Source organism: Arthrobacter sp. NPDC055585 (genome assembly GCF_053619115.1).
Genome location: NZ_JBSHIT010000004.1, coordinates 88,715 through 110,765, shown reverse-complemented (window position 1 = coordinate 110,765; position 22,051 = coordinate 88,715). Strand labels below are relative to the sequence as shown.

Below are 22,051 nucleotides of genomic sequence, written 5' to 3'. Positions count from 1 at the left end.
GGGGACCGGGCGTCTTGGCAAAACCCGACACCGGGGAAGGAGGAACCCGGTGACAGAGCTGAACCCTGAGCGCAGGATGCACCCGGATGAGCTGACCGGTGTGCTGGATCCGGTGAACCTGGTCCGGTATGACGCGCGCTGGATCGAGCCTGCCCGGACCTGGACGTTGCTGTTGACCAGTACTGGACGGTCAGCTGGAACCTCGACCGGGATGAATCCATCGACCAGGCCGTGATTGACCTGCCGGCGGTGAGCCTTTCGATCGAAGAAGGCGATGTGCCGGCGCCCCTGGTTATCACGGGCCTTCACCGCCGGGCCTGGTTCCGGCGTATTCAGGGAACCGGACGGGTTTTCGCCGTCGGGCTCCGGCCCGCCGGGCTCGCCGTGCTCTCTTCGCTGAAACCCGGAGGCCTCGCCAACCAGACCCTGCCGGTGACCCCCGGACTCGACCCCGGCCTGCACGAACTGATGCAGCGCATTGCCAAGGAAGAGTCCGCGGAAGCCCGGGCCGGTGCAGCCAACACCCTGATCCGGGAGCAGCTTGCCCGGAAGCCGCCGCCGGAATCACACCGCCTAGCGAACGGCATCCTCGCCGAGCTCCGCTCCCTGGCATATCACCGGGCCAGTTCTCCGCTCACCAGGCGGTTTGCGGTCAGCGAGCGGACCATCCAGCGTGCCATGTCCGCCACCTTGGGGATTGGTCCCAAACAGGCTCTGCGGAGGATCCGGCTGCAGGAAGCTGCACAGGCTTTTGTGCTCGACGGCGGGGACCAGCTCACGGAGATCGCCGCTCGGCTGGGCTTCACGGACCAGGCGCACCTGACAAAGGAATTCCGCGAAGCCACCGGCGTTACGCCGGGCGCCTACCGCCGGAGCGTCCGCGCACTCATGGACCTCTGACCGCGCAGGGCAGTGCCCGCCAGAGCAAACAGCCCGCCGACAGCTCCGATGGCGGCCCCTGTCATCAGCCCGCCCGGAACGGCGGCGATGCGCGGGATCATCTCAGCCACCGGGCCGCTGCCCACCTCCGGTGCGTTGCCGGAGAAGGCGGCATCCCAGAGCAGCTGATGGGTGATGACAAGCAGGACGCCGAACATCAGGCCGATAACCAGGACAGTCAGGAACGGGCGCGGCGAGCGGACCAGCACGGTCACAGTGATCCAGACGGCCACGGGAAACAGTGCCAGGAACCAGGTGACCGGTGAGCGTTCACCGATCAAATGCAGGTCGTGCAGCACCACACGGGGCAGGCCCAGCAGCGCGAGGCCCGCCATAAGCAGCAGCGGCATCCCGAAGAAGTACGGGCGCCGGCGGGACGGATTGTTGGGGATGGGGTATCCAGTCATGCGGCCACCGTAGGGCCGGACCAGGCTGAGGCGCGTCGTGCTGAAGGCGTCAACGCAGGTCGCCGCCAGGCGACAGTCCAGGCCGCTCAGCCCGGTTCGGCTCCACGGGGGTGCGGCGGGGAAACCAGCCCGGAACGGTGCGCCAGCACCGCCAGTTCGGTGCGGTCCCGGGCTCCCAGCTTGCCGAGAATACGGCTCACATAGGTGCGGGATGTCGCCGGGCTGATGAACAGGGCGCCGGCGATTTCCTCGTTGGTGTCCCCGTGGCCAACACGGATCAGGACCTCAAGCTCCCGCTCGCTGAGCAGGCCCAGCCGCGGGTCCGGTTCCGGTACCGGGGGCGCGGCAGCAACAATATCCAGCAGCCGGCCGAGGACGGTGGGCGCAAGCAGCTTTTCCCCGGCTGCCACCCGCCGGACGCCGTCGCGCAGCTCGGGACCGGCGGCGTCCTTCATGAGGTATCCGGCGGCCCCGGCCCGGACTGCTTCGACGACGTCGCGGTTGTCGTCGAACGTTGTCAGGATCAGAACCCGGGTACCGGCCAGGTCTTCCTCGCTGCGGATCAGGCGGGTCGCAGCGATGCCGTCCAGCACGGGCATGCGAATGTCCATCAGCACCACATCCGGCCGGTGCCTGAGCACGGCGTCAAACCCGCGTCGGCCGTCCGCCGCCTCGCCTGCCACCCGGATATCCCCGGCGCTGCCGAGCAGGGTGCGTAGTCCGGCGCGCACCAGATCCTGGTCGTCAACCAGCACAACGGAGATCATGGCGTGTCCAACGGCAGCGACGCTTCAACCCGGAAGCCGCTGGGTGTCCATCCGGCGCCGAATTCCCCGCCGAGGGCCTCAGCCCGCTCCCGCAGCCCGGCGAGTCCGAAACCCGGCGCAGCCTCGGGGACAGGCAGGCCCCGGGGGACGGCGCCGTCATCCGTAATCCAAACACTCACGGCCCCTTCTGACTCCTGGAGACGGACCAGCATTTTGCCGGCGGCGGAGTGGCGGACGGCGTTGGTGATGGATTCCTGAATGATCCGGTACAGGGTGGACTGCACGGAGACGGGAAGCATCGACTGGACACCGTTCTGCAGAGTAATGTCCAGCCCGGCAGCACGGGCGGACGCAAGCGTTGAGTCCAGCGAATCCAGGCCGTGCGTGCCGGCTGCCGGGGGAGAGCCGCTGCGCAGTCCGGCGACGGTGCGCTTCAGCTCGGCTACGGCGTCTGCGGTGGTGGAGCGGATGACGTCCAGGGACGTATTCCGGGTCTTTGCGTCCTCCTCCGGTGCTTCCCTGGCGACTTCGGTGTGCAGTGAGATCACGGCCAGGGAGTGGCCGATCGAGTCGTGAAGCTCCCGTGACACTTCAAGGCGTTCCGCGGCGAGGCGTTCCTGCGCATCGAGCCGGTACCGCTCTGCGGTGAGCTGGGCGATGGTGCCGGCCTGGCGCTGCAGGGTCCGCCGGGCGCGGAGACTGTCGCCCAGGGCAATGGCACCCGCCAGGATCAGCAGGTTCTGCGGAAGGTCATATCCGAGTACAAAGGCCGGTTCCTGGCCGCTGGCCAGGCGGTAGCCGATCGAGATGACGGTGACGGCTGCGGACCCGGCGATGGCAGCGGTGAGCCGCCCGCATTCGGCTGCGGAAAACACTGCAGCGGCCATCGGTACTGCTGTGCCGATGGTCGTGAACCCCGACGCGTAGTACGCAACGAAGCCGACGCCGGAGAGCACCACCACAAGCGTTGGATAGCTGCGGCGGATGAACATCAGCGCGCCGAACCCCGCTGCCCAGAGATACGCCCAGACCGGAGGTCGGGTCTCCTGAATATCGGCTGCGATGAATGCTGCCAGGATCAGTGACACTCCCGCCGCCAGGAGGGCGTCGTAGACCCAGGGTGCAGGGGCTGCCCTGCCCGCGGCGGGAACGGCACCAGAGGCTGCCATTTGCCCATGGTACGGCGGGCATTTGCGCCGCGGGAGGGGCCCGGGGAACAGTCAGCCGGCCGCGAAGAAGTCGTGTTCCCACTGCACGGATGCAGCAAACGCGTCCTCCGCAGCGCGGCGCTGGGCGTCCTCACCGGCAAGCACGGTTTCCAGGATCCCGACGGCACGGACGGTGGCCGCGGCAAAGGCCGGGTCGGCGTAGGTGTGCAGCCACTCCCGGTACGGATGCAGCGGATGGTTCCCGGCGGCCAGTGCAGCACCGGCGTCCGCGTAGACCCAGAAACAGGGGAGCACCGCTCCCACCAGCCGTGCGTACTCCACCCGGTCATCGGCGTGCCGCCTCAGCAGGTGATCCATATAGCCGCGGGTCACCGGACCGGCAGTCAGGCCCTTTGCGGGGTCCGCTGGAAGCTGCCCGACGCCGGTGCTGCCGCCGTCCTCTGTGCCGTCGACGGCGCCGGCACCGGAATTGGCGGCGAGCCAGTTCCGGTGCAGTTCCAGCTCGGCCTCCAGTGCCCCGCTGGCATTCTCTGCCCAGAAGAGCTGCTCCTGAAGGGTGGGCGCCAGTTCGCTGGCGCGGGCCAGGGCCCGGGAATAGCCGCGGAGATAGATCGCGTCCTGGACGAGGTAGCGGGCAAAGAGTGCCTGGTCCAGGGTTCCGTCGCCGAGGCCCCGGACAAAGTCCAGAGCGTCAATCTGCGAGCGTACATCCGCTGTCCGGGCCCAGAGCTCCGCTGTGCGCTCGCCGGCGGGAGGAACACCGGATCCGGCCGGGACGGGCAGCGGAGCAAGTCCGCGCTGCCAGATCCCGGCAAAGTGGTTCACGGGGCCGTGCCCGGTACCCACCTCCAGCTCATCTGCGGTTTCAAGGGCTTCCTGCAGCCAGGACTTCGCACCCTCCAATGCGCGCACCCAGTTCCCGGTCCGGGCGAACAGGGTCGCCACCGCGGAGGAGAGCGAGCAGCCGGTGCCGTGGGTGTTTTTGGTGCTGACCCGCACGGAACTGAACTCGGAAACCGTGAATCCGCCCGCGGCGTCGGGCATCACCAGCGCATCCGGAGCGGCCGCTCCGGCGAGATGCCCTCCCTTGACCAGCACTGCCGTGTCATAGCCAGCAGCAAGCCGGCGTCCCTGGTCCAGCGACTGCTCCCAGGTCTGCGCCGGCTCTTCCTCCAGCAGCGCGCCCAGCTCAGGGAGATTTGGGGTGACCAGATCCACCCGGTGCAGGAGCCTGCGCAGGGCGTCCTCGGCGTCGGGGCTGAGCAGCCTGTCACCGCTGCTGGCCACCATCACCGGATCCAGCACCACGGCCGGAGGACGGACATCCGCCAGCCAGGCGCCCACCGTCAGGGCGACGGCGCTGCTGCCCAGCATGCCGATCTTCACTGCGTCAATAACGACGTCGTCACTCACCGCGTCCAGCTGCTCGCGCAGGAACTCAACCGGCGGGGTGTGCACGGAGCGGACGCCGTGCGTGTTCTGCGCGACCAGCGCCGTGGTGACGGCCATGCCGTACCCGCCGTTGGCAGCGATGGACTTCAGATCCGCCTGGATTCCGGCGCCGCCGGTGGGATCGGTTCCGGCGATGCTCAAGATCCGCGGAACGTCCCGGACGTTCACTTCTCCCACGCTGCCACCAGTTCCTCGGCGCTGCGCTGCGGATCCGCGGCGGTGCAGATGGCGGAGACGACGGCGGCGCCGGACGCTCCGGCGGCGCGCAGGTCCCGGATGTCGGACAATCCGATCCCGCCGATGGCCACACACGGGAGCGGAGCCGCGGACGCGAAGGCCTGGAACCCGTCGACACCCAGCGGGGCAGGATGATCCGGTTTGGTGCTGGTGGGATGAATGACCCCGGCACCGAGATAGTCCACCGTTCCGGGCGCGAGCTTCCGCACCGCGTCGAGGTGCGCGGGTGTGTTGGCGGTCAGGCCAACGACGGCGTCCGGGCCCACGAGCGAGCGCACGGAAGTGATAGGCAGGTCGCTCTGGCCCACATGGACGCCGTGTACCCGGGCGCCGGCTGCACGCGCGGCCAAATAGATGTCCACCCGGTCATCCACCAGCACCAGGGCACGGTCACCAACGGCGTCGGCCACAGCGCGCACCAGCGCGTAGAATTCCGCCGCGGAGGCATGCTTCTCCCGGACCTGGACGGTGCGCACACCGCCGGCCACGGCAGCAGCGGCCACGGCGGCAACACCCCGTTCCCCGCACTGCACAGTGTCGGTGACCAGGTGGATGCCGGTGTTCCGGGCCAGGGCACGGGGCCGCCGGACCAGTTCGGACTGCACGCCGGCGCTCATGCCGCCACCAGCAGGGTGTTGATGTCCGCATCAGAGAGGGCCGCCAGTGCGTCCAGGAACGCCGGAGCGAAGGAACCCGGTCCGGCTGCAACGGCTGCGGCCTGCTGGGCGGCAATGGTGTAGGCAGCTGTGGCGGCCGCAGCGGCAGTGAGGTTGCCGCCGTCGTCCGCTGCGGAGAGGAAAGCGGCGGTGACGGCACCAAGGGCGCAGCCGCCACCGGTCACCCTGGTCAGCAGCACATCTCCGTTGCTGATCCGAACGGTGGATTCGCCGTCGGTAATGACGTCCGTGGGCCCGGAAACCGCCACGACGCAGCCATACTTCGCCGCAAGCAGCTCGGCCGCAGGCAGGGCATCTTCGGGATTGTCCGTGGCATCCACTCCGCGGCCGCCGGCGCCCAGGCCGGCCAGTGCAATGATTTCGGACGCGTTGGCGCGTACAGCTGTGGGCCGCAGCGCCAGCAGTTCGGCGGCCAGGGCAGTGCGGACCGGGAGGCTGCCCACCGCCACGGGATCCAGGACCCAGGGGGTGCCGGCGTCGTTCGCGGCTTCTGCGGCCTCCAGCATTGCAGTGCGCTGCTCGGCGTGCGGGGTGCCAAGGTTGACCAGCACCCCGGAGGCGATGCGGGCAAAGGGCCCGGCTTCACCGGGAATGTCCGTCATGGCTGGGGCGGCGCCCAGCGCGAGCAGGACGTTGGCGGTGAAGTTAGTAACCACGGTATTGGTCAGGCACTGCACCAGCGGCGGTTCGCTGCGCACGCGGGAAAGGAGGGTGGATACGGAAAATGGTGTCAGGCCAATAGTCATCGGCGACATCCCTTCGCTAGTTCTAACTAGATCAGGTTCGACGGGTCTCATCTCAGCCTTGCGGCACCCCGTGTCACTACAGCCGACTCTACGAAGTCGGCGGGCAAATGGCCAGTCTGTGTCCGGGCTAGGCGGCGTCCATGGAGACGCAGGGATTGCTGCCCGACGCCGGCTGGTGGGCCTGGCTGGCCAGACGGTGCAGCAGGGTTCGCAGCAGGTCCGCGTCTGCGGGTTCGAGTCCGGACAGCAGCGCTGCCTCTTCAGCGGCAATCTGTTTCTCGCAGGTTGCCAGCCGGGCACGCCCGGCATGGGTGGCCACGACCTTCCGCGCCCGGCGGTCGGCCGGGTCCGGAACGCGTTCAACTTCGCCGGCCGCTGCCAGGGCGTCAATCAGGTAAGTCAGGACCGTCCGGTCGATGCCCAGATGGGCACCGAGTGCCTGCTGGTTCGGCGGATCAAAATGAACCACCGCCCGGAGGACCTGGAATCCGCGCAGCCCGCCGGGGGTGCCTTCCAGGGCCGATTCCATCCGTGACTGGTAGCAGCCCGCGAGCATGCCCAAGTCCCAGCCGAGGCCTCCGGGCAGAACGGCAGCGCTGTCCTTTGTGATGTTGCCTCTGGTCATGGGGAACATCTTAGTCCCGCCATGCGGGCGAGTAGATGTTCTAGTGCGCAAATAATCTGTGTGTCCACCTAATGAGACAGTGAGCCTGGGGCCTGCACCGGGAGGGGGGGCACCGGGGGCCTGGAGCCGGGGGCCTGGAGCCGGCACCGGGGGCTGGGTGGGGGTGATCCTCAGCCCATGGAGCCCCCTGCCCATGGCAGCCATCCTGTGTCGCAGCAACGCTGTTTCCCTGGCATTCGCCGGCGTCCTGTGGGGCAATAATGCTGTTCCCCGTTCGGGCGCACGCGTCCTGTGCTGCAATACCGCTGTTTGGGCCCTGCCCGCAGAATCTTGTGTTGCAGTACCGTCCCTTTGAACACGGCATAACGACGCTACTGCAACACAGGATGAAATGCGTTGCCGCTAAAGAGCGTTATCGACACACAGGATGCCCCGACTCCGGGAACCGAGCCCCGCGTAGGACGTGCCGAACACGTCCAGCGCCCCCCGGAGCGCCTGCATGGCCCCCACTACGCCGGCGCCGCTTCCGAGCGCGCGCCCGGAGCCCGACAGCAAACCAAAAAACTTTCCCGGACCTCTTGCATCCGCAGTGCTACTCTTTCTTACTAGGTAGTGGTAGTCAATAACGCTAGGTAGTGAGGGATGCGATGGGCAGGCAGGCGACGGAGATGCTGAAAGGGGTTCTGGAGGGCATTGTGCTCGCTTTCCTCTCCGGCCGCTCCGCCTACGGGTATGAAATCACTGCCTGGCTGCGGGATGAGGGGTTCTCGGACATTGCCGAGGGCACCGTCTACGCGCTCCTCATCCGAGTAGAACAGCGCGGGCTGGTGGACGTGGTGAAAGTTCCCTCCGAAAAGGGACCGCCGCGCAAAATGTACTCACTCACCCGCGCGGGACAGGACTATCTCAACGAGTTCTGGAGGACCTGGAGCTTCCTCTCGGACCGGCTGGAACAGCTCCGCGAGGAGGGAAACAACCATGTGGGCTGAGAAGATTCTGGGCGACTTCGGCGACAAGCGCCGCTGGCGGGAATACAAAAACCGGGTGAAGGCGCTTCCGCCCGGATACCGGACGGCGGCCGAGGCCGTGGAACGCTACCTGATGTACGCCGGTGCCCTCACCCGGGGTGACGTGATGGTGAACATGTACGAGGACCTGGCTGACCTGTTCGAGCGGGGCGCGGCAGATGGGACACCGGTTCGGGCGATTGTGGGTGAGGACCCCGTGGAGTTCGCAGAGGACTTCCTGCGCAACTACTCCGACGCCCAGTGGATCAACAAGGAAAGGCAGCGGCTCACCGCGGCCATCGAGGAAGCCGAACGGGAGGGTGGGGGAAGCACCGGGGGAGGGCAGCCATGACCGCGCAGCCTGCGGAGCGGGCTGTTCAGGTTCAGGATCTCCATAAGGGCTTCAAGGACCTGCAGGTCCTGCGCGGGGTGGAGTTCGAGGTGGAGCCCGGGAGCGTTTTCGCCCTGCTCGGCTCGAACGGGGCAGGTAAAACGACGCTGGTCCGGATCCTGTCCACGCTGCTGAGACCGGATGCCGGAACCGCCGCGGTGGCGGGGTTCGACGTCGTAGGCCAGGCCGCGGAGGTCCGCGCAGCCATCAGTCTCACCGGCCAATTCGCCGCAGTCGACGACGTCCTGACCGGCCGGGAGAATCTGGTGCTGGTAGCCCAGCTGCGGCAGGTTCCAAACCCGGGCCTGGTAGCGGATGAGCTCCTGGAACGCTTCTCGCTGACGGAAGCCGGAGAACGGAGAGTCTCCACCTATTCCGGCGGCATGCGCCGGCGGCTGGACATCGCCATGAGCCTGATCGGCAGCCCGGAAGTGGTGTTTCTGGACGAACCGACAACCGGGCTGGATCCCGAAGGGCGCCTGGAGGTGTGGGAAACGGTGCGGCAGCTGGCACGGGAGGGAACCACCGTACTGCTCACCACGCAGTACCTCGAAGAAGCCGAGCAGCTGGCTGACCGCATCGCCGTCCTGCACGGCGGGCAGATCATTGCCAGCGGCACCCTGGCCGAACTCCGGCAGCTGATTCCCTCACCGCGGGTCGAATACGTGGAGAAACAGCCAACGCTGGAGGAGATTTTCCTGGCAATCACAGGCGGGGGAACACCTGAAGGGACAGCACCATGACGGCGGCAACCCACTTCTACTCCAACACCACGGTGCTGACCCGGCGCTCGCTGCGCCATATAGCGCGCAGCCCGGACACAATCATTACGACGGCGGTCATGCCCGTGGCCATCATGGTGCTGTTCGTCTACGTTTTTGGCGGTGCGATCAATACCGGCGCCATCGAGTACATCGATTACATGCTGCCGGGAATCCTGCTGATCACTGTGGCGTCCGGAGTCGCCTACACCGCGTTCCGGCTGTTCACAGACCTGCAGAGCGGCGTCTTTGAGCGGTTCCAGTCAATGCCGGTCGCTCGTTCCAGCGCGCTGTGGGCACATGTGCTGACCTCCCTGGTGGCCAATTTGCTGTCCCTGGCGCTGGTGGTTGGAGCGGCTCTGGCGATGGGTTTCCGCACCGGGGCAGGGGTTGCCGGCTGGCTGGCCGTGGCCGGCATGCTGACCTTGGTTACGCTGGCACTCACCTGGGTGGCAGTGGTCGCGGGTCTGAGCGCCAAGTCAGTGGAGGGAGCCAGCGCATTCTCCTATCCGCTGATCTTCCTGCCCTTCGTCAGCTCTGCCTTTGTTCCAACGGACACGATGCCCGGACCGGTGCGCTGGTTCGCAGAGAACCAGCCGGTGACCGCGATCGTCAACACCATCCGGAACATCTTTGCCGGCCAGCCGGTTGGACCGGAGATCTGGGCCGCCCTCGCCTGGTGCCTGGGCATCCTGGTTGCTGCCTGCGCCGTTTCCGCCGCGGTGTACCGGCGGAGGACCAACCGCGGAGCTGCAGCCTAGGCGGCGGCCGCAGCCCAGCCGCGGATCCGCAGTCGAGACGGAGGCACAGCCCAGGCGCAGGAGCCGGGCCTAGGGCTGGAAGCGGTAGCCCATGCCGTGCTCGGTGAGGAAATGGGCCGGATGCGAGGGATCCGGCTCCAGCTTCCGCCGCAGCTGCGCCATGTACAGGCGCAGGTATCCGGAATCCGTGGTGCCCGGCCCCCACACGTCATTCAGGAGCTGGGCCTGGGTCAGCAGATGGCCCGGGCTCCTGAGCAGCACCGCCAGCAAATGCCATTCCGTGGGGGTGAGGCGGATCGAGCTTCCGTCGCTGATCCGGGAAACCCGGCGCGCAGCCAGATCCACCGAGACGTCACCGAAGAGAACCGCCGGGCTGTCCGGTGCGGAACCCGTCCGCCGTTTCAAGGCACGAATCCGTGCCAGCAACTCCTCGGCGGAGAAGGGCTTGGTCACGTAATCATCGGCGCCCAGATCCAGTGCGCGGACCTTCTCCGCGGAGTCGGACCGGCCGGAGATCACAAGGATCGGCATGGCGCTCCAGCCGCGGACGGCTTCGATGACCTCCATGCCGCTGAGCCCGGGCATCCCCAGGTCCAGGACCATCAGGTCAGGATGGCAGTCAACCGCCCGGCGCACCGCCGCGGCGCCGTCGGACGCCGCCACAACTTCATAGCCGTAAGCCGCCAAGGTGATCTTGAGGGCACGGAGGATCTGGACGTCGTCGTCGGCCAGCAGGATCTTCACAGTGCAGCCGCCGCAGCACCTGCCGGCTGCGGCGCCGGTGCAGCCGGCAGGCCCAGCACCATGGTGAGTCCGCCGCCGGGTGTTTTCTCCGTTTCCAGCGTTCCGCCCATGCCTTCCATAAATCCCTTCGCAACTGCCAAGCCCAGCCCCAGTCCGGTCTGGTTGTCGGTGTCCCCGAGCCGCTGGAAGGGAACGAACATTTCCTCGCCGCGCTCCGGGGAAATCCCCGGTCCGCAGTCTATGACGCGGATTTCGACCTTTCCGCCGAACTCGCTGGCGGCCAGCACCACTTTCTCCTGCGGAGGGGAGAACCGCACCGCGTTGGCGAGCACGTTCACCAGCACCCGCTGCAGCAGCACAGAATCACCCAGGACCGCAGGAAGGCCGGGCGGCAGATCCAGCTGAACCTGCGCCGGGCCCAGCCGCAGTTCCTCCAAGGCGGGCAGCACGGAATCCGCTGCCTCCAGCGGAGCAAGCGAAACGGCGAGGGCCCCGGCCTGGAGCCTGCTGACGTCCAGCAGGCTGGTCACCAGGGCGGAGAGGGTCTCCAACGATTCCTCGGCGGTGGCCAGCAGTTCCTCGGTGTCCCGTTCGCTCCAGTCCACGTCGTCGGCCCGCAGGCTGGTGACGGCGGCGGTTGCAGCGGTCAGGGGACGGCGCAGGTCGTGCCCGACGGCGGCAAGCAGCGCCGTGCGGACGCGGTCGGCGGCGGCGAGCGGGACCAGGCCTTCGGCCCGGGCGGAGAGGTCACGGTAGTCCAGTGCCGCGCCGAGCTGGGCCGCGATGACTTCGAGCAGCCGCCGGTCCGCTGCAGCCGGAACGCTGCCGTACAGCTCCAGGGAAGCAGCTCCGACGGGTACCCGGTGGCTCGGCTGGCAGGAAACGGTGCCCGCCACCGCCAGGTCTGTGTCTCCGGACCGCAGCCGGGCGGCGTCGAGATTGAAGGCTTCCCGCACCCGGCCTACCAGGGCCTGAACCGCGTCTTCCCCGCGCAGGACGTTGCCGGCCACGGCGGCCAGCAGATCGGATTCCGACGCCGCCCGCCGGGCTGCCCGCGAGCGCCGGGCGGCGCGGTCCACCACAAAACTGACCAGCATGGCATTGGCCGAGTAGAGCACCAGCGCGAACAGGTGCAGCGGCTCGGACACCGTCACCGTGTGCAGGGGCTGGATGAAGAAGTAGTCCAGGGTCACCCCGGAGAGCAGTGCGGCGAAAAGCGCCGGCCAGATGCCGCCGGCGAGTGCAACGAGGATAACCAGCAGCTGATAGGCAAGGACGTCGCTGGTAATTGACTCCGGGGTGCTGACCCCCACCAGCAGCCAGGTGAGCAGCGGACCGCCGGCCAGCGCCAGCGCGAAGCCGGCCAGCCGCCGTCGGGCACTGAGTGCACCGCCAAGCCGGGGCAGGCTCCGCTGGCCGCCGGCGGCACCGTGGTTCACGATGTGCACGTCAATGTCCCCGGAGAGCCGGATGACGGTGGCACCGATCCCCGGACCGCCAAGCAGGGCCCGAAGACGCGGGCGGCGGCTGACGCCGATCACCAGCTGAGTGGCGTTCGCGGAGCGGGCGAAGTCCACGAGCGAGCCCGGAATGTCCGCTCCGACCACCTGGTGGAAGGTTCCGCCCAGCTTTTCAACGAGGGCCCGCTGCACGGCCAGTTCTCCGGGATGGCTTTCGCGCAGCCCATCGGGGTTGGTGACGTGCACGGCCAGCAGCTCACCGCCCGCAGTGCGGGCGGCTATCCGGGCACCGCGGCGCAGCAGCGTCTGCCCTTCCGGCCCGCCGGTCAGCGCCACGACCACGCGCTCGCGGGCTTCCCACTTACTGCGGATTCCCTTCTCGGTGCGGTACCGGTTCAGGGCGCTGTCCACCTCATCGGCCAGCCAGAGAAGTGCGAGTTCCCGCAGCGCGGTCAGGTTGCCCACGCGGAAGTAGTTGGAGAGCGCGGCGTCTACCCGTGCTGCCGGATAGACCAGCCCTTCGGCGAGCCGGCGGCGCAGCAGTTCCGGGGCCAGATCCACCAGCTCGATCTGGTTCGCGGAACGGAGCACATCATCCGGCACAGTTTCGCGCTGCACGGTGCCGGTGATGCCCTCCACTACGTCGTTCAGCGAGTCGATGTGCTGGATGTTCACCGTGGAGAGCACATTGATCCCGGCCTCGAGCAGCGCCTCGACATCCTGCCAGCGCTTGGCATGCCGCATCCCGGGCGCGTTGGTGTGCGCCAGTTCGTCCACCAGGGCGTAGCCCGGGCGGCGGGCCAGCACGGTATCCAGGTCCAGCTCCTCCAGCGGCATGCCCCGGTGCTCCAGCCGCAGCTGCGGCACGCGTTCCAGCCCCTCGGCGGCAGCTGCCGTGGCGGCCCGGCCGTGGGTCTGGACCACGGCCACCACCACGTCCTGCCCTTCATCGTGCAGCCGGTGGCCTTCCTCCAGCATGCTGTAGGTTTTGCCGACCCCCGGTGCTGCGCCCAGGAACACCCTGAGCTCTCCTCGCGTCATCCGTTAAGTGTCCAGCTCCGCCAGCGCCATGTTCAGTTCCAACACGTTTACGGTCGGTTCGCCCAGGAACCCGGCGGTCCGGCCTAAGACGGCGGCATCCACCAGGGCACGGACCGCGTCCTCGGGCAGCTCCCGGGCCCGTGCCACGCGCGGGACCTGCAGGTAGGCGTAGTTCGGGCTGATGTGCGGATCCAGCCCCGAGGCGGAGGCGGTCACGGCGTCGGCCGGAACCTGGTCAGCAGGTACTGACTCGAGCGCGGCAACACGCCGGCGGCGTTCGGCCACGATGTCCGCCAGCTCCGTGCTCGCAGGGCCGAGGTTGCTGCCTCCGGAGGCAGCGCCGTCGTACGTCCCCGGACGGGACTGGAAGAACTCCGGCAGAGCGGCACCGGAACTGTCCGTGAAGGACTGTCCGATCAGCGTGGATCCGATGACGGTGCCGTCGGCAGCGGCGGGGGAGCCGCCGGCCTGGCGGGGCAGTGCCTGTGCCGCCGTGGTGGCCAGCAGCGGATACGCGATGCCGAGCACCAGGGTAAAGAGGGCCAGCGCCCGGGCAGCAACAGCGAGCTGCCGGGCGGTGGAGCGAAACGCAGTCATAAGAGGTCCTTGAGGGTCTAGAAACCGGGGAGCGGGGAAACAGCCAGATCGATGAGCTTGATGCCGATGAACGGCGCGGCCACACCGCCGGCTCCGAACACGAGCAGGTTCCGGCTGAGGATTCCGGATGCCCCGGCGGCACGGTACTTCACGCCGCGCAGGGCCAGCGGGATCAGCGCCAGGATGACGACGGCGTTGAAAATGACCGCTGAAAGGATGGCCGAGGCGGGGGAGTGCAGGCCCATGACGTTCAGGACTGCCAGGCCGGGGAAGAGGCCCATGAACATGGCCGGGATGATCGCGAAGTACTTGGCGACGTCGTTTGCGATGGAGAACGTGGTCACTGCACCGCGGGTGATCAGCAGCTGTTTGCCGATCCGGACAATGTCGATCAGTTTGGTCGGATCGGAGTCCAGGTCCACCATGTTCCCGGCCTCCTTGGCCGCGGAGGTGCCGGTGTTCATGGCGACGCCGACGTCCGCCTGCGCCAGCGCCGGGGCATCGTTCGTGCCGTCCCCGGTCATGGCGACCAGCCGGCCGCCCTCCTGCTCCCGGCGGATCAGTGCGATCTTGTCTTCCGGGGTGGCCTCGGCGAGGTAGTCATCAACGCCGGCTTCCGCGGCGATGGCTTTGGCGGTGCGGGGATTGTCCCCGGTGACCATGACGGTGCGGATTCCCATCCGGCGCAGCTCGGCGAACCGCTCCTTCAAGCCCTCCTTGACCACGTCCTTGAGATGGACGACGCCGAGGATCCGGGTGGTGCCGCCTGCGTCCCGGACCGCCACCACCAGCGGGGTGCCGCCGGAAGCGGAGATGGTGTCCACCCGGTAGGTCAGGTCCGCGAGCACTGAAACGTCGATGCCCCCGTTTTCCGATGCCCAGTCCAGGACAGCGGATCCGGCGCCCTTGCGGATGCTTGAACCGTCCGGGTAATCCAGGCCGCTCATCCGGGTCTGGGCGGTAAAGGGAACGTCTGCGGCATCCGGGGCCGGAGCCGGAACTATGCCCCGGGAAGCGGCCAGGTCAACAATCGACCGGCCCTCCGGCGTGTGGTCCAGCAACGACGCCAGGGCCGCGGCCCGGACCAGTTCCTCCTGCTCCGCGCCAGCCACGGGGAAGAACTCCGCAGCCTGGCGGTTGCCGTAGGTGATGGTGCCGGTCTTATCCAGCAGCAGGGTGGTGACGTCCCCGGCTGCCTCCACGGCACGGCCGGACATGGCCAGCACATTGTGCTGCACCAACCGGTCCATTCCGGCGATGCCGATCGCGGAGAGCAGGGCGCCGATTGTCGTCGGGATCAGGCAAACCAGCAGGGCGGTGAGCACGGGGACGCTGATGGTGGCACCGGCGTACCCCGCCATCGGGTTCAGGGTGAGCACCACCAGCAGGAAGACCAGGGTCAGGGTGGACAGCAGGATGTCCAGTGCCACCTCGTTCGGGGTCTTGCGGCGGGAAGCGCCTTCCACCAGGCCGATCATCCGGTCCACGAACGTCTCACCCGGACGGCTGGTAATGCGCACCACGATCCGGTCTGAGAGGACGCGGGTGCCGCCCGTAACGGCCGACCGGTCGCCGCCGGACTCACGCACCACCGGAGCGGATTCGCCGGTGATCGCAGATTCGTCCACTGAGGCGATGCCGTCAACGATCTCCCCGTCACCGGGGATAACCTCCCCGGCGGTGACCACCACGACGTCGTCCAGCACCAGGTCCGCGGAGGCCACGGACTGGACGGGCGCCTGCAGGGCGGCCGGATCCGACGCCGGGTCGTAGCCGCGGACCCGCCGGGCGGCGGTGGTGGTGCGGGTGGCGCGCAGGGTGGCAGCCTGCGCCTTGCCTCGGCCTTCCGCTACCGCTTCAGCCAGGTTGGCGAAGAGCACAGTCAGCCAGAGCCATCCGGCGATCAGCCAGGTAAACCCGGTCGGCACAGGGCTGCCGCCGGAGGACTGGGAACCGCCGCTGAAGGACTCGGCGACGGCGACGGCGGTGATGAGCACGGCGCCGGCCTCGACCACGAACATGACCGGCGTGTGCCACATCCGGCGCGGATCGAGTTTGGCTACAGCAACAGGGAAGGCCTTGGCCGCCTGCTGCAAGCTGAAGCCGGCTGCGGCGGCCGGCCGGGGCCCGGACGGTGCCGGGACGCTGCCCGGTTCGGGACGGTGTTTGGTGAGGGTGGACATGTCAGATCAGTCCTTCTGCCAGGGGACCCAGCGCGAGTACGGGAAAGAACGTAAGAGCTGTGACGAGCACGGTGACGCCGCCCAGGACGGCCACGGACTGCGGCCGGTGCGTGGGCAGGGTTCCTGCCGTGACCGGCACCTTGCCCTGCGCCGCGAGGGTCCCGGCCAGGGCCAGGACAAAGAGAATCGGCAGGAAGCGGCCGGCCAGCATGGCCACACCAAGGGCCGTGTTGAGCCAGGGCGTGTTCGCGGTCAGCCCGGCGAACGCCGACCCGTTGTTGTTGGCCGCCGAGGTGAACGCGTACAGCACTTCACTGAATCCGTGCGGTCCGGAGTTCAGCATGGAGGTGTCCTGGATTTCGGCGCTGATGCCGGGCAGCGCGAAGCTCAGCGAGGTTCCGGCCAGCACCAGGGCGGGCATGGTGAGCACGTACAGGCTGGCGAGCTTGATCTCCCGCGGCCCGATCTTCTTGCCCAGATATTCCGGGGTACGGCCCACCAGCAGCCCGGAAATGAAGGCTGCGACGACGGCCAGGACCAGCATGCCGTACAGACCGGACCCCACGCCGCCCGGAGCGACTTCGCCCAGCATCATATTCAGCATGGCCATCATTCCGCCCAACGGCGAGAAGCTGTCATGCATCGAATTCACGGCTCCTGTGGACGTGAGGGTGCTGGTGCTGCCGAACAGGGTGGACCCGGCAATGCCGAAGCGGGTTTCCTTGCCCTCCATCGAGCCGGCCGGTCCGTCCGCCGCAGCGAACTCCAGCGCCGTCATGGCAGCCAGGGAGAGTACGAAGATTCCGGTCATGGCAGCCAGGATGGCGTAGCCCTGCCGGCGGTCGCCGATCATGGTCCCGAAGGTCCGCGGCAGCGAAAACGGAAGAATGAGCATCAGCAGCACCGAGAACAGGTTGGTGAACGCCGTCGGGTTTTCGAACGGGTGTGCGGAGTTCGCATTGAAGAACCCGCCGCCGTTGGTGCCGAGCAGCTTGATGGCTTCCTGCGTGGCCACCGGCCCGCCGGGGATGGACTGGGTTCCGCCGGCCAGCGTGGAAACTTCGGTGAAGCCGCTGAAGTTCTGGATCACTCCGCCCAGCAGCAGCACCAGCGCCGCCAGCGCGGCGCCGGGCAGCAGGATACGGGTCAGGGAACGGGTGAGGTCCACCCAGAAGTTCCCGATGGCCGCCGCGCCGCGGGCGGCGAATCCGCGCACCAGGGCAACGGCAACGCAGAGCCCGACGGCGGCGGACAGGAAGTTCTGCACCGCCAGTCCCGCGGCCTGCACCGCGTAGCCAAGCGTGGCCTCGGGGGAATAGGACTGCCAGTTGGTGTTGGTCACGAAGGACACGGCCGTATTGAAGGACAGGGCTTCGGGGACTGCCGGCAGCCCTAGCGCTGCCGGCAGCAGGGGCTGCAGGCGCTGCAGCAGATACAGGAGCAGCACGCCCAGGGCGGAAAACGCCAGGACAGCCCGAAAGTAACTCTGCCAGGCCTGTCCCGAGCGGGGAGCAACACAGAGCAGCCGGTAAGCCCCGCGTTCCACGGCCAGGTCCTTTTCAGACGTGTAGGTACGAGCCATGTAGTCGCCGAGGGGGCGGTGCACCAGGGCCAGCACGAGTGCAAGGGCGAGGAACTGGCCCAGCGCCAGCCAGCCCGCCATCAGAATCTCTCCGGCCGCAGCAGGGCAGCCAGGACATAGACCGCCGAAGCGGCCGCCACGATCAGGGCAGCGTAATCGAAGAAGGTCACAGCTTCTCCACCGCCCGGGCCAGGAGGGCAAGCCCGGCGAAGAACGCCGCCGTGCCCGCGAGAATTACTACATCCAGCAAGGGATCCCCCAGGAAACTCGTTTCTTCTCCCGCCGGTCCGGCAGGAGGGCACCCTCAGGTGCCGTGTCGAGTAAAAACCTGCCGCGGGGACGATTCGGGAATCCTCACGGATTCCTAACGCGGGACGGGCGGACCATAACGGAAACCCTGCAGTTGGGCTCTTCCAGGTGCCTCCGAAGCCTGCACCGTTCCGCCGTCCCCGGCCCGGCGCGTAGTGTTTTGGGCACGCAGCCCCCCCGCGAGAGGAACCCTGCCGTGTCGATCCTCGCTCCGGTGCTTTCGCTGGCCGGCATCATCGCCTCAGTGATCCTGATCGTGCTCATTTTCCGCGGGTCCCGGATTCCGGTGGAGGACGTTGTGCGCCGGAAGCGGGTGAACCGCTGGTTCTGGATCCTGGGGGTCTTTGTGGCGGCGGTGTTCTTCTATCTCTCGTTCACCTAGGCCTGCCTGGCTCGGCGCAGGAACAGGACCGCGCAGGTCATGGCGGGTTGGCGGATACCCTAGAAGCATGGACAAAGCCCAGGATCTCCGCGTTGCCGTGATTGGCGCCGGTCCGCGCGGCGTGTCCGTCCTTGACCGGCTGCTCAGCCGCTACCTGGACCTGCCCGCCGAAGACCGCCCGGGGCTGGAAGTCTGCATGGTGGATCCGTTCAACCCCGGACCAGGCCACGTCTGGCGCACGGCACAGTCCCGCCAGTTCCTGATGAACACACCGTGCCTCTTCCCCACCGTGGTGCCCGCCGGGGAAACTGCGGAGGAACTGCTGCCCTCCCCGGCCGGCCTCTCCCTGGGGCAGTGGATCCGGCGCATGGCACAGGATCCGGCCCCCTCACTGAACGCCGGGGACCGGGACGAAATCGCCCGGCTCGGTGCTGCCGATTTCCCCAGCCGCGCCCTGTACGGCCGGTATCTGGAGTGGACCTACGCCCACCTTGTGGAAGCAGCCCGGGAAGCCGGTGCCGCCGTCGTCCATTACCGGGCCGAAGCGCTCGCCCTGCACCGCACCGGGGCAGGCTTCAGCATCGAACTTTCCGGCGAGGAACCACTGGAGGCGGACGCCGTCGTCCTGGCCATGGGTCATCTGCCGGCCGCGCTCACGCCCGAGCAAAACCGCCTCAACGACGCCGCCTCCCGGCTGGGCCTGCGCTACCTTCCCCCGGCGGTTCCGTCGGACGCGGATTTCTCCGTACTGCCGGCCGGGGAACCGGTGCTGGTGCGCGGCCTGGGACTGAACTTTTTCGACATCATGGCGCACGTGACCCTGGGCCGCGGCGGTGCGTTTGTGCCCACCGGGAAACCCGCGGGGCGCTCCCTGCGCTACGAACCGTCCGGCCGCGAGCCGGTGCTGGTTGCCGCCTCGCGGCGCGGAACTCCGTACCGCGCCAAAGCGAAGCTGGACAGCTACGTGCCGCGCAGTGTGAAACTGCGCTGGTTCACCGAGGAAACGGCGGGCAGGTTCGCGGCGGAGGGGATCCAGCCCGGTTTCGACCACGACCTCTGGCCGCTGCTGCACCGCGACTCGGTGTGGGCGTATTACTCGACGCTGGCCCGCACCAACCCGGAATGCCTTAACGTTCCGGCCGTGGACTTCCTGGCGGATCTGGATGCCGCGCTCAGCGTGGAGGGTCCGGACTGGGACGCCGCGAAGGAAGCTGTGCTGGCGCGCTGCGTTCCGGCTGCTTACCGGACCAGCCTCGAAGCCCTGGCCCAGCCGCTGGGACGGCGTCCCTTTGCTGGACCCGAGGACCTGGACGCGGAAATCCTGCGCTATCTGGAGGACGACGCCGCCGGCTCAGCAAAGGGCGAGGACGATCCGCTGAAGATGGCGATCGGTGCGCTGAACGCCGGACGTTCCGTGCTGAAGGCGGTAGTGGCCGACGGCGGACTGGCCGAGGAATCCTGGCTCACCGAACTGCGCGGCTGGTTTGAACCCCTGGTGGAGGGCCTGGCCTCCGGCCCGCCGCCCGAGCGGATCGAACAGCTCGCAGCCCTGGTCCGTGCCGGGCTGGTCCACTTTGTAGGACCGGACCCGCGGTTCGACGTCGATGAGGCGCGCGCCGTCTTCACGGCGTCCTCGCCGTGGGTTGCCGGCGAGTACGCCGCGACCACTTTGGTGGAGGCCATGATGCCGCCGAACCGGGTCAACGCAACCCTTTCGCCGCTGCTGGCGGACCTGCTGCACCGCGGCGAGGCCCGCGCCAAGGTCATGATGGCGCCCAACGGCACCCCGGTGCTCACCCCCGGACTGGACGTTTCCCTGCCGCCGTACCGGCCGCTGGATGTCAAGGGGCAGCCGCAGGAAAACCTCTACGTCCTGGGCCTGCAGCTGTCTTCAGTGCAATGGGGAACGGCAATCGCCGCGGAGGCCGGCGCGCCGGCTTCGGCCGGGTCGCGGACCCTGCGCGACGCCGATGATATCGCTGCCGCCATCCTCTCCCGGGGGACAAGCATCCCCCGGGAGCAGGACAGTGGGACGGCTAGAACGGGTACTGCCGCGGTTCGTGCTGGAGCGTAAGCGTCTGGTCCTTGGTGAACTCATCAATGGCCCAGCTGCCGTTGAACCGGCCCAGCCCGGAGTTCTTCACGCCGCCAAACGCCACGTGAGGCTCATCGTGCACCGGCATGTCATTCACATGCGCCATGCCCACCTGCATCCGCCGGGCGAATTGCAGCCCGCCCTCGGCTGATGCAGTGAAGACCGCTCCGGACAGGCCCTGCGGCGTGGCGTTGGCCAGCTCCAGAGCGTGCTCTGCGTCGCGGGCCCGCTGGATACCTGCGATCGGCCCGAAGATTTCCTCCCGGGCCAGTTCCATCTCCGGCTTAACCCCGGTGAAGATCCACGGGCTGAGCACCTGGCCGTCGGTGCTGCCTTCCAGTACGGCGGTCGCGCCTTCGCTGCGGGCAGTGCTGATCTTCTCTTCCAGGCCCTCGAGCTGCTTGGCGTTGATGATCGGCCCGATCACGGTCTTCCCGTCCGTGGGATCGCCGGCCGGCAGGGACCGGACATGCTCGGTGAACTTCTGCACGAACTCGTCATGGACGGCGTCCTCGACGATGATCCGGTTGATCGCCATGCAGATCTGGCCCTGGTGCAGGAACTTGCCCATCACCGCAGCGCGGACTGCCTGGTCCACGTCCGCATCGGCCAGGACCACGAACGGTCCGTTGCCGCCGAGCTCCAGTGCGGTGTGCTTCAGGTGCTCACCGCTCGCGGCGAGGGCGCCGACGTTCTTGCCCACCGCCGTCGAGCCCGTAAACGAAATCAGCGACGGCACCGGGTGCTCCACGAACGCGTCGCCGATCTCCGAGCCGGCGCCGGCAACCACGCTCAGCACGCCGGCCGGGAGCCCGGCCTCTTCGAAGATCTTCGCGATCAGCAGGCCGCCGGTCACCGGGGTGTCGCTGGCTGGCTTGAGGACGACGGCGTTGCCCAGCGCCAGCGCGGGTGCCACGGAGCGCTGGGAGAGGTGGAGGGGGAAGTTCCATGGGCTGATCACGCCGACGACGCCGAGCGGGTCGCGGTAGACGCGGTCTTCCTTGCCGGGGATGTCCGAATCCAGGATCTGTCCGTGGACCCGGTGCGGGTAGGACGCCGCTTCGCGGGTGATGCCGATGGCGGAGTCGATCTCGATCGCTGCCTTGACGGTGGTGCTGCCTGATTCGGCGGCGAGCCACGCGGTGATTTCCTCGCGCCGTTCATCCAGGATTTCCGCGGCGCGTTCCAGGATGCGGCGTCGTTCTCCGGGGGGAGTCGCTGCCCAGCCTGGCTGGGCGTCCCGGGCACTTTCATACGCGTCGTTGAGGTCTTCGATGGAGGCCAGCGGCAGGCTCAGGAGTTCTTCGCCCGTGAACGGATTCGTGTCCGGCATGGTCTTGGACGAGCGGCCTTCGCGCCACTGTCCTGCGATGAACTGCTTGGCCGGGATCCATCCGGATGCTGCGGGGTTGGCGGTGGTCATGGGCGATCTCCTTTGTGTGGGTCACGTTTCTGACGATGGTGGGTACAACCAGTAAGGGTGCTGAGTTGTTCCGTGTTTGGCTGGAAATCTTGGTTGGGTTGCTGGGGCTGGTGCTGGGGCCAGGGTCGGCTGCGCGGCGCAGGCGTCCTCGGGGACGTGTGGTCGGCGGAACCATCCTGTGTCGCAATAACGCTGCTTCCACCGCCGCCGCCACATCCTGTGCGGCGATAACGTCCCTTTGGGTGCGGCATAGCGACGTTATCGACACACAGGATGAAATCCAGTGCAGGTGACCA

General features: G+C 67.8%; 22 protein-coding genes and 1 riboswitch. Of the genes, 8 read left to right on the top strand and 14 right to left on the bottom strand.

The window, feature by feature from the left end; translation table 11 throughout:
* Positions 1-49 precede the first annotated feature (49 nt).
* Complete coding sequence (locus ACWGQ2_RS08620; RefSeq protein ID WP_452016281.1) at positions 50-235, top strand: hypothetical protein; 186 nt, start codon at positions 50-52, stop codon at positions 233-235.
* Positions 160-900 (top strand): helix-turn-helix domain-containing protein, encoded by a 741-nt coding sequence (locus tag ACWGQ2_RS08615; RefSeq protein ID WP_452016689.1) that lies wholly within the window; start codon positions 160-162, stop codon positions 898-900. Before ACWGQ2_RS08620 ends, ACWGQ2_RS08615 begins: the two co-directional genes overlap by 76 nt.
* Here the strand turns inward: ACWGQ2_RS08615 and ACWGQ2_RS08610 are convergent.
* The 7 genes from ACWGQ2_RS08610 to ACWGQ2_RS08580 all read right to left on the bottom strand — a co-directional run bounded on the left by ACWGQ2_RS08610 (position 864) and on the right by ACWGQ2_RS08580 (position 7,019).
* Positions 864-1,346, bottom strand: a complete 483-nt coding sequence (locus tag ACWGQ2_RS08610; RefSeq protein ID WP_452016279.1) for a hypothetical protein — start codon at positions 1,344-1,346, stop codon at positions 864-866. The two genes, ACWGQ2_RS08615 and ACWGQ2_RS08610, sit on opposite strands and share 37 nt — an antisense overlap.
* Before the next feature lie 86 nt (positions 1,347-1,432).
* Positions 1,433-2,113: a response regulator gene (locus tag ACWGQ2_RS08605; protein ID WP_452016277.1), complete on the bottom strand. Its 681-nt coding sequence runs from the start codon at positions 2,111-2,113 to the stop codon at positions 1,433-1,435.
* Complete coding sequence (locus ACWGQ2_RS08600) at positions 2,110-3,282, bottom strand: sensor histidine kinase (RefSeq protein WP_452016275.1); 1,173 nt, start codon at positions 3,280-3,282, stop codon at positions 2,110-2,112. The genes ACWGQ2_RS08605 and ACWGQ2_RS08600 overlap by 4 nt, the downstream gene beginning before the upstream one ends.
* Before the next feature lie 51 nt (positions 3,283-3,333).
* Positions 3,334-4,911 carry a bifunctional hydroxymethylpyrimidine kinase/phosphomethylpyrimidine kinase gene (locus ACWGQ2_RS08595; RefSeq protein ID WP_452016273.1) on the bottom strand — a complete coding sequence of 526 codons (1,578 nt, stop codon included), beginning with the start codon at positions 4,909-4,911 and terminating at the stop codon, positions 3,334-3,336.
* Positions 4,899-5,588, bottom strand: a complete 690-nt coding sequence (gene thiE, locus ACWGQ2_RS08590; RefSeq protein WP_452016271.1) for a thiamine phosphate synthase — start codon at positions 5,586-5,588, stop codon at positions 4,899-4,901. Before thiE ends, ACWGQ2_RS08595 begins: the two co-directional genes overlap by 13 nt.
* The gene (gene thiM, locus ACWGQ2_RS08585; RefSeq protein ID WP_452016269.1) at positions 5,585-6,394 is read right to left on the bottom strand and encodes a hydroxyethylthiazole kinase; all 810 of its coding nucleotides are present in this window, start codon (positions 6,392-6,394) and stop codon (positions 5,585-5,587) included. The genes thiE and thiM overlap by 4 nt, the downstream gene beginning before the upstream one ends.
* A riboswitch (TPP riboswitch) is annotated at positions 6,386-6,475 on the bottom strand. (Overlaps the previous gene by 9 nt.)
* Positions 6,476-6,521: 46 nt before the next feature.
* Positions 6,522-7,019, bottom strand: a complete 498-nt coding sequence (locus tag ACWGQ2_RS08580; RefSeq protein ID WP_452016267.1) for a MarR family winged helix-turn-helix transcriptional regulator — start codon at positions 7,017-7,019, stop codon at positions 6,522-6,524.
* 647 nt (positions 7,020-7,666) lie between these two features.
* Here ACWGQ2_RS08580 and ACWGQ2_RS08575 point away from each other — a divergent pair.
* The 4 genes from ACWGQ2_RS08575 to ACWGQ2_RS08560 are packed head-to-tail and all read left to right on the top strand — an operon-like array spanning position 7,667 to position 9,939.
* Positions 7,667-8,008, top strand: coding sequence for a PadR family transcriptional regulator (locus ACWGQ2_RS08575; protein WP_452016687.1), 342 nt, complete (start codon positions 7,667-7,669; stop codon positions 8,006-8,008).
* Complete coding sequence (locus ACWGQ2_RS08570) at positions 7,998-8,378, top strand: DUF1048 domain-containing protein (protein WP_452016265.1); 381 nt, start codon at positions 7,998-8,000, stop codon at positions 8,376-8,378. The genes ACWGQ2_RS08575 and ACWGQ2_RS08570 overlap by 11 nt, the downstream gene beginning before the upstream one ends.
* Positions 8,375-9,160: an ABC transporter ATP-binding protein gene (locus ACWGQ2_RS08565; RefSeq protein ID WP_452016263.1), complete on the top strand. Its 786-nt coding sequence runs from the start codon at positions 8,375-8,377 to the stop codon at positions 9,158-9,160. The genes ACWGQ2_RS08570 and ACWGQ2_RS08565 overlap by 4 nt, the downstream gene beginning before the upstream one ends.
* Positions 9,157-9,939, top strand: a complete 783-nt coding sequence (locus tag ACWGQ2_RS08560; RefSeq protein WP_452016261.1) for an ABC transporter permease — start codon at positions 9,157-9,159, stop codon at positions 9,937-9,939. The genes ACWGQ2_RS08565 and ACWGQ2_RS08560 overlap by 4 nt, the downstream gene beginning before the upstream one ends.
* A gap of 69 nt (positions 9,940-10,008) precedes the next feature.
* On the opposite strand, the gene ACWGQ2_RS08555 is transcribed toward ACWGQ2_RS08560, so the two are convergent.
* Genes ACWGQ2_RS08555 through ACWGQ2_RS08530 form a run of 6 tightly spaced genes read right to left on the bottom strand, consistent with a single transcriptional unit; the run spans position 10,009 to position 17,716 of the window.
* On the bottom strand, positions 10,009-10,683 hold the full coding sequence (locus tag ACWGQ2_RS08555) for a response regulator (RefSeq protein ID WP_452016259.1): 675 nt from the start codon (positions 10,681-10,683) through the stop codon (positions 10,009-10,011).
* Positions 10,680-13,184, bottom strand: coding sequence for an ATP-binding protein (locus tag ACWGQ2_RS08550; protein WP_452016257.1), 2,505 nt, complete (start codon positions 13,182-13,184; stop codon positions 10,680-10,682). Before ACWGQ2_RS08550 ends, ACWGQ2_RS08555 begins: the two co-directional genes overlap by 4 nt.
* Positions 13,185-13,187: 3 nt before the next feature.
* Positions 13,188-13,781 (bottom strand): potassium-transporting ATPase subunit KdpC, encoded by a 594-nt coding sequence (gene kdpC, locus ACWGQ2_RS08545; RefSeq protein ID WP_452016255.1) that lies wholly within the window; start codon positions 13,779-13,781, stop codon positions 13,188-13,190.
* Between the two features lie 17 nt (positions 13,782-13,798).
* A complete protein-coding gene (gene kdpB, locus ACWGQ2_RS08540; RefSeq protein ID WP_452016253.1) occupies positions 13,799-15,964 on the bottom strand; it encodes a potassium-transporting ATPase subunit KdpB in 2,166 nt (721 codons plus the stop codon).
* Position 15,965: 1 nt separating this feature from the next.
* Entirely contained in the window at positions 15,966-17,627 is a 1,662-nt protein-coding gene (gene kdpA, locus ACWGQ2_RS08535) for a potassium-transporting ATPase subunit KdpA (RefSeq protein WP_452016251.1), read from the bottom strand.
* Complete coding sequence (locus ACWGQ2_RS08530) at positions 17,627-17,716, bottom strand: potassium-transporting ATPase subunit F (RefSeq protein ID WP_452016249.1); 90 nt, start codon at positions 17,714-17,716, stop codon at positions 17,627-17,629. The genes kdpA and ACWGQ2_RS08530 overlap by 1 nt, the downstream gene beginning before the upstream one ends.
* A 335-nt stretch (positions 17,717-18,051) precedes the next feature.
* Between ACWGQ2_RS08530 and ACWGQ2_RS08525 the strand changes: the two genes are divergently transcribed.
* Positions 18,052-18,237 (top strand): hypothetical protein, encoded by a 186-nt coding sequence (locus tag ACWGQ2_RS08525; RefSeq protein ID WP_452016247.1) that lies wholly within the window; start codon positions 18,052-18,054, stop codon positions 18,235-18,237.
* Positions 18,238-18,304: 67 nt separating this feature from the next.
* Positions 18,305-20,311 carry an FAD/NAD(P)-binding protein gene (locus ACWGQ2_RS08520; protein WP_452016245.1) on the top strand — a complete coding sequence of 669 codons (2,007 nt, stop codon included), beginning with the start codon at positions 18,305-18,307 and terminating at the stop codon, positions 20,309-20,311.
* Here ACWGQ2_RS08520 and ACWGQ2_RS08515 read toward each other — a convergent pair.
* Positions 20,274-21,755 (bottom strand): aldehyde dehydrogenase family protein, encoded by a 1,482-nt coding sequence (locus ACWGQ2_RS08515; RefSeq protein WP_452016243.1) that lies wholly within the window; start codon positions 21,753-21,755, stop codon positions 20,274-20,276. The two genes, ACWGQ2_RS08520 and ACWGQ2_RS08515, sit on opposite strands and share 38 nt — an antisense overlap.
* Positions 21,756-22,051: the final 296 nt, after the last annotated feature.